General features: G+C 43.3%; 14 protein-coding genes. 6 read left to right on the top strand and 8 right to left on the bottom strand.

Annotated features, from left to right (window positions below; genetic code table 11):
• Positions 1-12: 12 nt before the first annotated feature.
• The 8 genes from C1E58_RS03835 to ligA form a co-directional block, all read right to left on the bottom strand.
• The gene (locus tag C1E58_RS03835) at positions 13-891 is read right to left on the bottom strand and encodes a F0F1 ATP synthase subunit gamma (RefSeq protein ID WP_024398204.1); all 879 of its coding nucleotides are present in this window, start codon (positions 889-891) and stop codon (positions 13-15) included.
• An 11-nt stretch (positions 892-902) separates the two neighbouring features.
• A complete protein-coding gene (atpA, locus tag C1E58_RS03840) occupies positions 903-2,423 on the bottom strand; it encodes a F0F1 ATP synthase subunit alpha (RefSeq protein ID WP_161951267.1) in 1,521 nt (506 codons plus the stop codon).
• A gap of 3 nt (positions 2,424-2,426) precedes the next feature.
• Positions 2,427-2,960 (bottom strand): F0F1 ATP synthase subunit delta, encoded by a 534-nt coding sequence (locus tag C1E58_RS03845; RefSeq protein ID WP_105209409.1) that lies wholly within the window; start codon positions 2,958-2,960, stop codon positions 2,427-2,429.
• The gene (atpF, locus tag C1E58_RS03850; protein ID WP_105209410.1) at positions 2,961-3,467 is read right to left on the bottom strand and encodes a F0F1 ATP synthase subunit B; all 507 of its coding nucleotides are present in this window, start codon (positions 3,465-3,467) and stop codon (positions 2,961-2,963) included.
• A 17-nt stretch (positions 3,468-3,484) separates the two neighbouring features.
• Positions 3,485-4,201, bottom strand: a complete 717-nt coding sequence (gene atpB / locus C1E58_RS03855; protein ID WP_105209411.1) for a F0F1 ATP synthase subunit A — start codon at positions 4,199-4,201, stop codon at positions 3,485-3,487.
• Between the two features lie 35 nt (positions 4,202-4,236).
• Positions 4,237-4,437, bottom strand: coding sequence for a F0F1 ATP synthase subunit C (locus C1E58_RS03860; protein WP_105113941.1), 201 nt, complete (start codon positions 4,435-4,437; stop codon positions 4,237-4,239).
• 140 nt (positions 4,438-4,577) lie between these two features.
• Positions 4,578-5,618: a diacylglycerol kinase family lipid kinase gene (locus tag C1E58_RS03865; protein WP_105209412.1), complete on the bottom strand. Its 1,041-nt coding sequence runs from the start codon at positions 5,616-5,618 to the stop codon at positions 4,578-4,580.
• A 10-nt stretch (positions 5,619-5,628) separates the two neighbouring features.
• Positions 5,629-7,587 (bottom strand): NAD-dependent DNA ligase LigA, encoded by a 1,959-nt coding sequence (gene ligA, locus C1E58_RS03870; RefSeq protein ID WP_105209413.1) that lies wholly within the window; start codon positions 7,585-7,587, stop codon positions 5,629-5,631.
• A 125-nt stretch (positions 7,588-7,712) separates the two neighbouring features.
• On the opposite strand from ligA, the gene C1E58_RS12185 reads away from it, so the two are divergent.
• The 6 genes from C1E58_RS12185 to C1E58_RS03895 all read left to right on the top strand — a co-directional run bounded on the left by C1E58_RS12185 (position 7,713) and on the right by C1E58_RS03895 (position 12,619).
• A complete protein-coding gene (locus C1E58_RS12185) occupies positions 7,713-7,850 on the top strand; it encodes an SPJ_0845 family protein (protein ID WP_172028607.1) in 138 nt (45 codons plus the stop codon).
• A 2-nt stretch (positions 7,851-7,852) separates the two neighbouring features.
• Complete coding sequence (locus tag C1E58_RS03875) at positions 7,853-8,758, top strand: permease (RefSeq protein WP_105209414.1); 906 nt, start codon at positions 7,853-7,855, stop codon at positions 8,756-8,758.
• A complete protein-coding gene (locus C1E58_RS03880; RefSeq protein ID WP_105113945.1) occupies positions 8,755-9,570 on the top strand; it encodes a TIGR03943 family putative permease subunit in 816 nt (271 codons plus the stop codon). The genes C1E58_RS03875 and C1E58_RS03880 overlap by 4 nt, the downstream gene beginning before the upstream one ends.
• Before the next feature lie 78 nt (positions 9,571-9,648).
• Positions 9,649-11,136, top strand: a complete 1,488-nt coding sequence (zwf, locus tag C1E58_RS03885) for a glucose-6-phosphate dehydrogenase (RefSeq protein ID WP_105209415.1) — start codon at positions 9,649-9,651, stop codon at positions 11,134-11,136.
• Positions 11,137-11,391: 255 nt separating this feature from the next.
• Positions 11,392-12,066 carry a DNA alkylation repair protein gene (locus C1E58_RS03890; RefSeq protein ID WP_105209416.1) on the top strand — a complete coding sequence of 225 codons (675 nt, stop codon included), beginning with the start codon at positions 11,392-11,394 and terminating at the stop codon, positions 12,064-12,066.
• Position 12,067: 1 nt separating this feature from the next.
• Positions 12,068-12,619, top strand: a complete 552-nt coding sequence (locus C1E58_RS03895; RefSeq protein WP_105209417.1) for a GNAT family N-acetyltransferase — start codon at positions 12,068-12,070, stop codon at positions 12,617-12,619.
• Positions 12,620-12,784 lie beyond the last annotated feature (165 nt).

Genomic DNA, 12,784 nt, shown 5'->3' on the forward strand with positions numbered 1-12,784 from the left:
CCTCTATTTCTATTACTCAAGGGCTGAGGCACCAGCTACAATCTCAGTAATTTCCTGAGTGATCGCTGCCTGACGAGCCCTATTGTATTGAATTGTCAAATCGTTAATGACATTCTTAGCATTATCCGTTGCTGTCTGCATAGCCGTCATTCCAGCCGCATTCTCAGCAGTTTTGGCATCCAAAATCGCTCCATAAATGGTTGATTCAGCATATTGCGTCAACAATTGCTCCAGAATCACTTCACGGTTTGGCTCCAATTCAAAAGTAGATGTATAACCATCTGCTTCATTATGGTCCAAATCCTCAACAGGAAGCATCTGCTGGACACGCACCTGACTGGTCAAACTATTGACATGGTGGTTATAACAGACATACAATTCATCGAAAAGTTCATTCTTATACATTTCAACAGATTTAGAAATGATTTTTTGAACCTCTTCAAAGCTTGGATTGTCCGCCAGGCCGCGCAATTCAAAGACGGGATTGATACCACGGGCACGGAAGAAATCAGCCCCCATACTACCAATGGCAATAATTTCATACTCATCTTTTGAGTCATGGTCCTGTTCAATCATGCCCATGACAGCTTTCAGAATGCTGGAATTATAAGAACCCTTTAATCCACTGTCCGATGTAATGACAATATAACCCGATTTTTGAACTGGACGACGGATGAGCATTGGATTACTCGTATCTGATGCCATCAATTCTCCACGCAAGAGGTCCGTTGTAATCTGACGAACCTTGCTAGCATAGATTTGAAACGATTGTGCTAACTGCTCTGATTTGGCTAGTTTAGATGCCGAAACCATCTGCATGGCACCGGTGATTTGACTGGTTTTCTTAGTTGATGCAATTTTTGACTTGATTTCATTGAGAGAACCTGCCATCATTCACTCCTTTACTTAAAGACAGACTGGTCTTTGAAGGCTTGAATTGCAGCGTTCAACTCATCTGTGTCAGGAAGATCTTTGGTTGTACGAATGACATCCAAAAGATTATCATAATGCAAATCAAAATAAGCATACAACTCTTCTTCAAATGCCAAGATATCATCAATCGGCACTGAATCAAGATAGCCATTTGTCAAAGCATACAAAATCAAAACTTGTTTTTCAACTGGAAGTGGCTTATGCAATGGCTGTTTCAAGACTTCCACAGTTCGACGACCCCGGTTGAGTTTTGCCTGAGTTGCCGCATCCAAATCTGAACCGAATTGCGTGAAGGCTTCTAATTCACGATAAGATGCCAAGTCGATACGAAGGGTACCAGCCACCTTTTTCATAGCCTTGATTTGAGCCGAACCACCTACACGAGATACGGAAGAACCCGCATCAATGGCTGGACGGATACCTGAGTTGAACAAATCGTCCTTCAAGAAGATTTGTCCATCCGTGATTGAAATCACATTGGTCGCGATGTAGGCTGAAATATCTCCCGCCTGGGTTTCGATAAATGGCAGAGCTGTAATGGAGCCACCACCTAATTCATCAGAAACCTTGGCTGAACGCTCCAGCAAACGGCTATGCAAGTAGAAAACATCCCCTGGATAAGCCTCACGACCTGGAGGACGACGAAGCAAGAGGGACAATTCACGGTAAGCTACCGCCTGTTTTGACAAATCATCATAAACAATCAAGACGTGCTTGCCTTCATACATAAACTCTTCTGCCATGGCAACACCCGCATACGGAGCCAAGAAAAGCAATGGTGACGGCTGTGATGCAGATGCAGTTACAACGATAGTATAATCCAAGGCACCAAACTGACGTAGGATTTCAACCTGGGTACGAACCGTTGATTCTTTCTGACCAATGGCAACATAGATACAAATCATATCTTTGCCTTTTTGGTTAAGAATGGCATCGATCGCAACAGATGTCTTACCTGTCTGACGGTCACCGATAATCAACTCACGCTGACCACGACCGATCGGAACCAAAGCGTCAATGGCCTTGAGACCTGTTTGAAGCGGCTCATTTACCGACTTCCGTTGCATAACTCCTGGCGCAGGATATTCAATCGGACGGGTCTTACTTGTGCGAATGTCACCAAGTCCATCCACAGGCTGACCAAGCGGGTTAATCACTCGACCAATCAAGGCTGAACCAACTGGTACTTCCATGATTTTACCAGTACGGCGAACAACTGACCCCTCACGAATATCCGTAAATTCACCAAGGATAATAATACCGACATCGTTGGTTTCTAAGTTTTGTGCCATACCAATGGTGCCATTTTCAAATACCAACAGCTCTCCACTCATGGCATTGTCAAGACCTTGCGCACGGGCGATACCGTCACCGATATAGGTTACGACACCAGTTTCTGTATAGTCAAAGTCAGGCTGAAAGCCTTCAATTTGTTGTTTTAGTAAAGCGCTAATTTCTTGTGCATTAATCAAAAGAACACCACTTTCTATTTCTTAAAGTTTTTTTCTAACGTCCTTCAACTGAGTTCGAACGCTTGCATCGATTACCTTGTGGTTGACAGTAACGATAAATCCGCCAAGTAAACTTGGGTCCAATTCTTCAGAGATGTTATGAACACGTAGGGCAAATCGTTCTTCAACCACTTGACGAAGACGCTCTTTTTGTACTTCAGTCAAAGGGTAAACAGAAACCACATGGGCTTCAAATTCATTTTTAAATTTACTGATTTGTAAACGGACACGCTCTAGCGTTTCAAGTAGCAAGTCTGCATGACCATCACGAATAATATCTTCAATCAAATCATTGATTTGCCAGAAACTAGATTGACGAACAGTCCGTACAAATTCAGCCTTTTCTTCTCTTGATACCGTAGCAGACAGCAAGAGACGATTGAGCTTACTATCATGGATAATAGAAATCAATTCAGAAATTTGGTCATACATATCCCAAATTTCTGCATGATCACTGACTTTTTCAACAAATGATAGAGCATATTTTTGCACGATGGCATTTTCTCTAGCGTTCATCTATTTGTCTCCTAGTTTGTCCAAATAACGATCAATCAAGTTACTATGAGCCTGTTGGTCCAAATCTTCCAAGATAATTTTACCTGCCAAGTCAACCGCTAATTCTGCTACTTGAACACGCAAGTTTTCTTGAGCTTCACGTTTTTCAGCATCAATTTCCATTTGAGCTTTTTGCTTCAAAGCTTGAATCTCAACTTCTGCTTGCTCTAGAACACGTTTTTTCTCCAATTTAGCACGTTCAACAGCATCTTGGATAATTTTCTGTCCTTCAACACGACCTTGAACTAACTCTTGCTCACGTTGTTGAACTAGATTTGAAGCAGCTGTCAGCTTTTCTTCTGCTGCATCAATATCATTGGCAATCTTATTGGCACGCTCTTCAAAAATACCCGTAATGCGATCCCAAGCAAATAGTCGGATTAGTCCAATCAAAATTGCAAAGGAAGCTGTTACCAAGATAAAGTTTCCAAGAATGGTACTAGATTGCATTGTAATAGTTGTTACCATAGTTGTCTTTCCCTTTCTTACTCACTATGACCATGGATTTTTTTATTCAAGTACATGGATACCAGCATGACAAATACATAGCCTTGCAAACATGAAATGAAGACAGAGAATGCTGTCCAAACAATGTTAAGAGCAAATGCGATTGGATAGGCCACTGCACTTTGTTGTGATAATTGAAGAAGAAGTGAAACCAAAACTTCACCAGCATAGATATTGCCATACAAACGTAAAGCAAGTGAAACAAGGTTTGTAATCTCTTCAAGTATGTTCATTGGTGTCATTGCCAATGGTGTCACAAAATCTTTTAGATATTGCTTAAACCCTCTACGGCGAATCCCTTCAACATGACAAAACACAGTTGCAATTGTTGCCAAACCGAAATCATAAGCCATATTTGCTGTCGGTGAAGTCCATAAATTATGGCCATCCGACGTTTCCAATTTGGTCATCAAACCCAGGTTGTTTGCCACTAATAGGAAGGTAAAAACAGTGAAGAAAAACAAGGCATACCTTTTAGCATCTTCATCACCTAAGTTTCCTTTTGTAAAATTGATGGTCAGCTCATAAACATACTCAAGGACATTTTGTTTGCCCTTGGGTTTGAGTTCCATCTTACGACTAGCCCAAAAAACAAGTAAGAAAATAGTGAGAATGGTAATGACAGAAACCAATACCATAGTCAAGTCAAAGGTCACGGGACCAAGGGTAAGGGTTGGACTTAAATGTTCTTCCAATGGAGGTTCCCCCCTTTTCTAATTCTCTTGATGTACTAACGCAAAACAAATGCCATAGCCAAGGTAACGAAGAAAGTACCCTCGATAAAGGCAACACCCAAGAATACACCAGCCATCAACTTGCTTTGCATTTCAGGTTGACGTGCAGTTGCGCTAAGGTAAGAAGCTACCAACAAACCCTCACCAATACTAACACCAAGACAGGCCAAACCTAAGGCCAATGCGCCTAAACTCATAACGAATTCTCCTTTTAAAATTTAATACCATGTAAGAATACTCCTAAAACATCTATTTGTCAAGAAAATACCGCTATTGGAAGCGTTTAATTCGTTATTGAAAAATAAAAAGAAAAGACCTTGTCGTCTTTTCTTCCTATTTATATTGTAGAGTGTATATGACTACTTTCTTCAATGAAACGTTTGGTCATGTTTTCCCTGTTTACTTGTTCCGTGTCCAAGGTAATGGCTTCATCAGAAACAAGGTCTGTATCTGCAAAAAATTCGATATGATTCTGGAGATTAAAGAGTTCGACAGGTGCATCTCCTCCAAATTCCCCATCCAAGTTAATCAGGAGACGACTATCTGGATCAAGATTCTCAATGGTGAGATGTTGTGTTTTAATGTATTCTATCAAATCACTTTCGATGTGCTTGCCACCATCTAAAACTTGACCAATTAAGTGGAGGATTTCAAAGAGGTTTCCAGTCTTGACCATGAGTAAGGTAAAATTCCCGTCATCCAACTTGGCATCTGGAACAATTTGCTCAAAACCACCAATAGAATTAGTCAGGGCGACGAAAATCATAGAAACTGACCCTTCAAACACTCCACCATCATGCCTTACCCGTACGGGTGTAAACTGAACTTGAGGTAAGAGTTCAGCCCCCTTGACCACATAAGCCAAATAGCCAAACATGGTTTTGAGCTGACTTGGCACACTGTAGGTCAATTCTGTCAGTGTTCCAGCAGCAGCGATATTGATGAAATAATGTTCTTGATGAATACCGTTCTTTTGATTCTTTGCCAAGCCAATATCCATCAAAATCGACTGATTTTTACCAATCAGCTTGGCTGCCTCAACTGGATTGCCTCGTGGAACCTTAAGAGCACGCGCATAGTCATTGGTTGTCCCAGTTGGAATAATAGCCATTTTCGGTCGTTTTTCGAGCGGTGCAATGCCGTTGACCACCTCGTTAATAGTGCCATCTCCACCTGCTGCAATGACTAAGTCAAAACCTGCTAAGGCAGCTCTTCTGGCTTCATTTTTAGCCGAATCCTTTTCAGGCGTCGTTTGAAAGGCAGAAGTTTCGTAGCCGAATCCTTCTAAAATATCCAATACTTCTGCCACATTTTTCTTCATGATTTCCTGACCAGAGGTCGGGTTGTAAATCAATCGTGCTCGCTTGCGTTCTTCCATATCCTTTACCTTAGAGACTTTCTAACCAAGCCTCGTCTTTTATTTCAATTCCTAATTCCTGTGCCTTGACCAGCTTGCTTCCCGCGTCAGCTCCTGCGACAACAAGATTTGTCTTCTTAGAAACAGAACCCGCTACGTTGGCACCCAAGGCTTCTAGCTTAGCTTTTGCCTCGCCCCGCTTCATCCGTTCCAACTTTCCTGTCAAGACAACAGTCAGTCCAGACAAGGCTGCATTTTCATCTGCCACCTGTCCTAGATAGGTCAAGTTTACGGCATTTTCCTTAAGTTCAGCTAAAAGTTGCTGAGCACCTGACCTGGCAAAGAAGCTGGTTAAGGACTTGGCGATGACCTGACCCAAACCTTCTAGGGAAGCAATGTCTTCTTGACCTGCTTGAGCTAGGGCTTCCAAGTCGCCGAAGTTTTCCAGCAAAATCTTGCTGGCCTTGCTACCGACATGGCGAATACCCAGACCAAACAAGAGCCGTTCTGCTGAATTACTTTTTGATATCTGAATGGCTTGGTAGAGCTTATCTGCAGATTTTTCCTTGAATCCGTCTAGGGTCAAGAGGTCATCGACTGTCAGTTTATAGATGTCTGCCACATCCTTAACCAGACCTGCTAGGAAGAGTTTTTCTACAATAGAAGACCCCAGACCTGCGATGTTCATTGCATCCCGACTGGCAAAATGTTCCAACTTACTCATCAACTGGCTCGGGCAAATAGGATTGATGCAACGGAGGGCAACTTCATCTTCATAGTGTTGCAAGTCGCTCTGACAAGACGGACATTGGCTTGGGACAGGCATGACTTCTTGGTCCGTCCGATACTTGTCCACCACTTTCAGAACGGCTGGAATAATGTCCCCCGCCTTGTAGACAATGACCGTATCGCCAATGCGAATGTCTTTTTCTGCGATGTAGTCCACATTGTGCAGGGTAGCACGGCTAACGGTTGTTCCTGCTAGCTGAACTGGACTGAGGTTGGCAGTTGGTGTAACGACACCTGTGCGGCCAACGGTCCAGTCAACCGATAGGATTTGCGCTTCTTTTTCCTCTGCTGGAAACTTGTAGGCCACCGCCCAGCGAGGTGCCTTAACGGTAAAGCCCAGTTCTTCTTGGATAGCAAGGTCATTGACCTTAATGACGATACCATCGATTTCATAAGGCAAATCGTCTCGTCGCTCTGCCATTTTTTCAATGAAAGCCCAGACATCATCCATGCTGTCAGCCAACTGGTAGTCGTGGTTTGTCACAAAGCCTAGACTATCCAGCTTTTCCAGTACTTGCGACTGGCTGGTCGCCTCAGACGGACTAGCCTCTTGGTAGAGGAAGGTAGCAAGACCGCGCTGAGCCACTACGCCTGTATCCAGCTGGCGAAGGGTGCCTGCCGCTGCATTACGTGGATTGGCAAATTCTGCCTCGCCTGCCTCCTGACGCTGCTGATTTACTCGGTCAAAAGAAGCTTTGGGCATGTAGCACTCGCCACGGACAGTGACATCAACCGTCTCTGGTAAGGTCAAGGGAATGTCCGCAACACGCTTGAGGTTTTCCGTGATATTCTCACCGACACTGCCGTCGCCACGTGTGGCACCAACAACCAGATTGCCCGCTTCATAGGTCAAGGAAATGGACAGACCATCAATCTTGAGTTCACAGATGTAGGTCGCCTGTGGAAATTCCTTACGAACCCGCTGGTCGAAAGCATCTAATTCTTCGCGCGAAAAGGCATCCTGCAAACTAAAAAGAGGATAGACATGGCTGTATTTTTCAAAGCCATCCAAGATTTTTCCACCTACTCGATGAGTTGGGCTATCTGGTAAAACCAATGCTGGATGAGCTGTTTCCAGTTCCACCAATTCTCGATAGAGTTTGTCGTATTCGGCATCAGACACGCTTGGTTTGTCTGTGCGATAGTATTCGTCGGCATATTTGTTAAGTAAGTCTACTAATTCTGATATTCTTTTTTCCATAAGACAATTATACCACGACTTAAGATGGCAACTGAAGATTTTAGTTTTGAATTAGATTAGGAAATTTTAGATACATTTGAGCAAAAAAGGGTATAATAGATATATAAAATTTTGGGAGGTGCCCTATGGCTGTAACATTTAAAAGACAAGATGATTTGGAAAAAATGCTAGAAGAATTTGCATCCTTTGACAAACTCGAAGAAGTTGAGTTTCCAGACCCAACAAGCACTGAAAAAAATAAGCAGAAAGTTGACGATAAGTAAGGATGTTTGGATTTGAGCAACTGCCCTCTTCTGTTTTACAGGCGGGGGCTATTTTCCTGTCCATTATCATCGAAGCCCTCCCCTTTGTCTTAATTGGAGCAATCATTTCTGGGCTTATAGAGGTCTTTATTACACCAGATAAGCTTGTGAAATTTCTTCCCAAGAATACCTTTCTAGCCATCCTCTTCGGAAGTTTTTTAGGCTTTATTTTCCCCTCTTGTGAATGTGGTATTGTCCCCATTGTGAATAGACTGTTGGAAAAGAAGCTTCCTAGCTATACGGCCCTTCCCTTTCTGGTAACGGCTCCCCTTATCAATCCCATCGTTCTTTTTGCAACCTACACGGCTTTTGGAAATTCTTGGACGGTTGCCTTATACCGTGTTATCGGCTCCATGCTAGTGGCTCTCGTTCTCGGTCTTGTTCTCGGCTTCTTGGTCAAAGAGCCGATTACCAAAAATCATGTGACACATTCTCATCAGCAGGATACTTCAGATAAATCCGTCTGGCAAAAAATTGGTCATGCCCTCATTCATGCCATCGATGAATTTTTTGATACGGGTCGCTATTTGGTCTTTGGTTCTTTATTTGCTAGTCTAGTCCAAGTCTACGTGCCGACCACATTCCTGACTTCTATTGGTCACAGCCCCTTATCTGCTATCTTGCTCATGATGGTCCTTGCTTTCTTGCTCTCCCTTTGCTCCGAAGCAGATGCCTTCATCGGTGCATCCTTTCTATCCAGCTTTGGTCTAGCTCCCGTCATGGCCTTCCTTGTCATTGGACCAATGGTAGATGTCAAAAATCTCCTGATGATGAAGCGTTACTTCACAGGCAGATTCATTCTTACGTTTATAGCCATTGTCAGCTTGGTCATCCTGAGCTATAGTCTACTACTAGGAGGCTTGCTATGATTCGATTTTTAATTCTCGCAGGGTATTTTGAAATGACCATGTATCTCTATATTTCTGGAAAATTGGACCAGTATATCAACCTGCATTACACCTACCTTGCCTATCTGTCCATGGTTCTGTCCTTTATTCTAGCTATAGTTCAACTCTATGTTTGGGTAAAAGACAGTGAAACACATCGTCATTTGACAAAAAAATCAGCTCAGTTTACAAGTATTTTTCTCCTAATCCTCCCGCTTGCAGTTGCCTGGCTCTTTCCGACCGTCAGTCTGGATGCTACTGCTGTAGCGGCTAAGGGCTATCATTTTCCCCTAGCAGCCGAAAACGACACCGCTACTCAAGCTCAGGAAGGGACCAGCGTCCAATACCTCAAGCCTGATACATCCATCTATTTTACTAAGTCAAGCTACCAGACAGAGATGAGAAAGGTGGCAGACCGCTATCTAGCCCAAGATGAGATAGAAGTGACCAGCGATAATTACATGGAGGTTATGGAGGCCATCTATGACTATCCCAATGAATTTTCTGGAAAAAGGATAACAATGGTCGGTTTCGTTTATAATGACCCCGACAAGACTGACCAACAATTTATCTTCCGTTTTGGCATTATTCATTGCATCGCCGATTCGGGTGTCTATGGCTTGCTATCTACTGGAGCTCCAAGTCATTTTCCTGACAATAGCTGGGTCAAAGTCAGTGGAAAAATTAAGATTGACTACCATCATTCCTTACAACAAAGCCTGCCAACTATAGAACTGGAGCAGATAGAAGAAATCCAACAACCTGAAAATCCCTACGTTTACCGCGTTTTCTAATAAATGGGATTTAAAAATGAATTTTCTGACAATTTATGCTATAATAGTGTTTATACTCAACAGAATAGGAATAAAATTATGTCATCACATGTATTGTTTACCATTTTTGGTGCCAGTGGCGACCTTGCCAAACGCAAACTTTATCCATCCCTTTTCCGTCTGTACAAGGCAGGACATATCCGAGAAAATTTTGCTGTTATTGGAACAGCCCGCAGACCTTGGACCAAGGAATTTTTTGAGCAAACTGTCATCGAATCTTTAGGCGATTTACCTGATACACCGCGTCAGGCCCATGAATTTGCAAGTCATTTCTACTATCAAAGCCATGATGTCAATGACACCGAGCATTATGTTGCCCTTCGGAAATTACAGGACGACTTATGTGAAAAATACGATACCCAGCACAACAAGGTCTTCTTCCTGTCCATGGCACCTGAATTCTTCGGAACCATTGCCAAACACCTCAAGTCTGAGAAGATCGTTGACGGACAAGGTTTTGAGCGTTTGATTATCGAAAAACCATTCGGAACAAGCCTTGCAACTGCAAGCAAACTCAATGAGGAATTGGCGGCTGCCTTCGAGGAAGACCAAATCTACCGTATCGACCATTATCTTGGTAAGGAAATGGTGCAAAACATCTTCGCTGTCCGCTTTGCCAATATTATATTTGAACATATCTGGAACCGCGATTACATTGACAATGTCCAAATCACTTTCGCTGAGGCGATTGGGGTCGAGGACCGTGGGGGCTACTACGACCATTCTGGCGCCTTAAAAGACATGGTGCAAAACCATGCCCTCCAAGTTCTTTCCCTTCTAGCAATGGATAAGCCTGCCAGCTTTAAAGAAGAGGATGTCCGTGCGGAGAAGATCAAGGTCTTCCAACACCTTCGTCAGCCTTCTGATGAGGACCTCAAACGCAACTTCATCCGTGGCCAATACGCTGCAGGTTCCATCGACGGAAAAGACTACGTTAGCTACTTGGATGAACCAAATATTGCCGAAGGTTCTCAGACAGAAACCTTTGCTGGAGGGGTCTTCTTCGTTGATACTGACCGTTTCCGTGATGTTCCTTTCTTCTTCCGTACAGGTAAACGCCTGACAGAAAAGGGCACACGCGTGACCATCACCTTCAAGCATGCGGAAGATATTTTTGATCAGCCTTCCGAAGCTAATGTCTTGACCATCTTTATTCAACCAACTGAAGGCTTTATGCTCTCTATCAACGGTAAGGAAGTTGGTTCCCATTTTGCTCTTACTCCTGCTAAGCTCAATTTCCGCCACAATGCTACTGCTCTTGGAAATTCACCTGAAGCCTATGAAAAACTATTTTTCGATGTCCTAAATGGTGATTCTACTAACTTTAGCCATTGGGAAGAAGTGAAAGCTAGCTGGAGCTTGATTGACCGCATTGTTGATTTGTGGGCAAGCAACCAAGTCCCACTCCACACCTATCCAGCTGGTACAATGGGACCAGAAGCAGCCTTTGATTTGCTAGAAAGCTACGGTTGCAAGTGGGTCTGGACACCAGATGTGTGGTATCGTGAACGTGGCTTGTTGAAGTAGTCATTTAGTTTATCTTTGATTACTTCGACGTATGAGGAAACTCCCTTTCCTTATTTCTAACTTCAAATAATCTCATCATTATTTGAACTCGCTTTGCCGTACTTCACAAAAGTGACTTGCTTCGCATGTCTTATTTCCAACCTAGAACAGCCTCTAGGCTGTTCTAGCAACCTGCAGCTCGTTGCCTTGTACTAAAAGCAAACTAAACGACTACATATGAAAACTGGAGCAATCCAGTTTTTTTCGGAGACATTTATGACTGAATTAAACACCATTCTCACCCAACTTGAAGCAGCCAGCCATGCTGGCACCCTCAAGCGTTATGAAAAAATTGGCGAAACCAAGCCCTACTACGGCGTTCCGATGGGAGCTATTTCTGGTATCGCCAAGGCCTATAAAAATCGACTGGACTTGTTTGCTCCACTCTGGCAAACAGGTGTCCTCGAGGCACAATATTTAGCTATTCAAATTGCCAAAACAAAACCTGACCAGCTGACCCAAGCTGACCTAGAGAACTGCCTCAATGAACAAGTTTCGGTCAACATCCTCGATAAGCTAGCTTCCATCATTCTTAGCAAACGCAAGGATAGCAAAGACTGGGAGGAATACTTACTCATCCAAGACCAATCTATTTTTCAGCGACTTGGTTGGTTCCTTCGTGCCAAATATTTTGCTGGAAAAACAGCAACAAATCAAGAAATTGAAGAAACGCTAACCTACATTAACGAGCATTTGCAAACCGCAAACCCGCTTGTCCAATGGACCATGAACCAGTGCTTGGTGGAGATTGCGGTTGCCTATCCTGACTACCTTGAACAAGGCCTTGCTATCGGTCAGGAATTGGCAGTCTATGTGGACATGAAAGTACCAAAAGGCTGTACTTCTGCCTACGCACCCGACTGGATTGAGGCATTATTGAGGAGAAAATAAGATGCAACATAAAGGAACTCAGGTATTAGAAACAGAACGTCTAATTTTACGCCCTTTTCAAGCAACAGATGTTGAGTCCGTTTTCCAAAACTGGACTTCAGATGAAAAGGTTACCACTTATCTGACCTGGTCAACTCATCAAAGGCTGCAAGATACAGAAGACTATATTCAGTTCTGTCTTCAATCCTATTCACAAGAAAAAGCATACAGGTGGGCTATTGAACTCAAAGCAAGTCAGCAAGCAATTGGCGATATTTCCGTCGTCAGTCTGGATGAACGGGTACAGGCTGCTGAATTGGGCTGGGTGTTAGGCAGTAAGTGGTGGGGACAGAACTATATGCCCGAAGCCCTTGAAGCAGTCACTCACTTTCTGCTGGAAGAAGTTGGTTGTTTACGGATTACGGCTGTCCACGATAATGAAAATCGCCCTTCTGGTCGTGTTATGGAAAAAGTCGGCATGACCTATGAAGGTACCCTTCGACAAGCTGCTCGAAACAATCGTGGCATTGTGGACATCGCCATTTACTCACTGCTGCATACAGATAGCAAATAAGCTGAGTTCAAGCCCTTTGTTCCTTCTCAATATTCGCGTTACCACCTCTGGGCAGTTGTTGAATCATTAACGAAATTTTTTTCCTTCCTGTAGAGTTCTTTCCAACTTCTCCACATCATTTTCAATCCATAAAAGCAAAAAGAGAGAACTTATCGTTCTCTCTAA

The organism is Streptococcus suis, assembly GCF_002964575.1.
GTDB lineage: Bacteria > Bacillota > Bacilli > Lactobacillales > Streptococcaceae > Streptococcus > Streptococcus suis_R.

Bases quoted from the DNA above. Each gene is read 5' to 3' on its own strand.
- C1E58_RS03835 (WP_024398204.1), bottom strand. From the start codon at position 891: ATGGCAGGTTCTCTCAATGAAATCAAGTCAAAAATTGCATCAACTAAG.
- C1E58_RS03845 (WP_105209409.1), bottom strand. From the start codon at position 2,960: ATGAACGCTAGAGAAAATGCCATCGTGCAAAAATATGCTCTATCATTT.
- atpF (WP_105209410.1), bottom strand. From the start codon at position 3,467: ATGGTAACAACTATTACAATGCAATCTAGTACCATTCTTGGAAACTTT.
- C1E58_RS03860 (WP_105113941.1), bottom strand. From the start codon at position 4,437: ATGAGTTTAGGCGCATTGGCCTTAGGTTTGGCCTGTCTTGGTGTTAGT.
- C1E58_RS03865 (WP_105209412.1), bottom strand. From the start codon at position 5,618: ATGGAAGAACGCAAGCGAGCACGATTGATTTACAACCCGACCTCTGGT.
- ligA (WP_105209413.1), bottom strand. From the start codon at position 7,587: ATGGAAAAAAGAATATCAGAATTAGTAGACTTACTTAACAAATATGCC.
- C1E58_RS12185 (WP_172028607.1), top strand. From the start codon at position 7,713: ATGGCTGTAACATTTAAAAGACAAGATGATTTGGAAAAAATGCTAGAA.
- C1E58_RS03875 (WP_105209414.1), top strand. From the start codon at position 7,853: ATGTTTGGATTTGAGCAACTGCCCTCTTCTGTTTTACAGGCGGGGGCT.
- C1E58_RS03880 (WP_105113945.1), top strand. From the start codon at position 8,755: ATGATTCGATTTTTAATTCTCGCAGGGTATTTTGAAATGACCATGTAT.
- zwf (WP_105209415.1), top strand. From the start codon at position 9,649: ATGTCATCACATGTATTGTTTACCATTTTTGGTGCCAGTGGCGACCTT.
- C1E58_RS03890 (WP_105209416.1), top strand. From the start codon at position 11,392: ATGACTGAATTAAACACCATTCTCACCCAACTTGAAGCAGCCAGCCAT.
- C1E58_RS03895 (WP_105209417.1), top strand. From the start codon at position 12,068: ATGCAACATAAAGGAACTCAGGTATTAGAAACAGAACGTCTAATTTTA.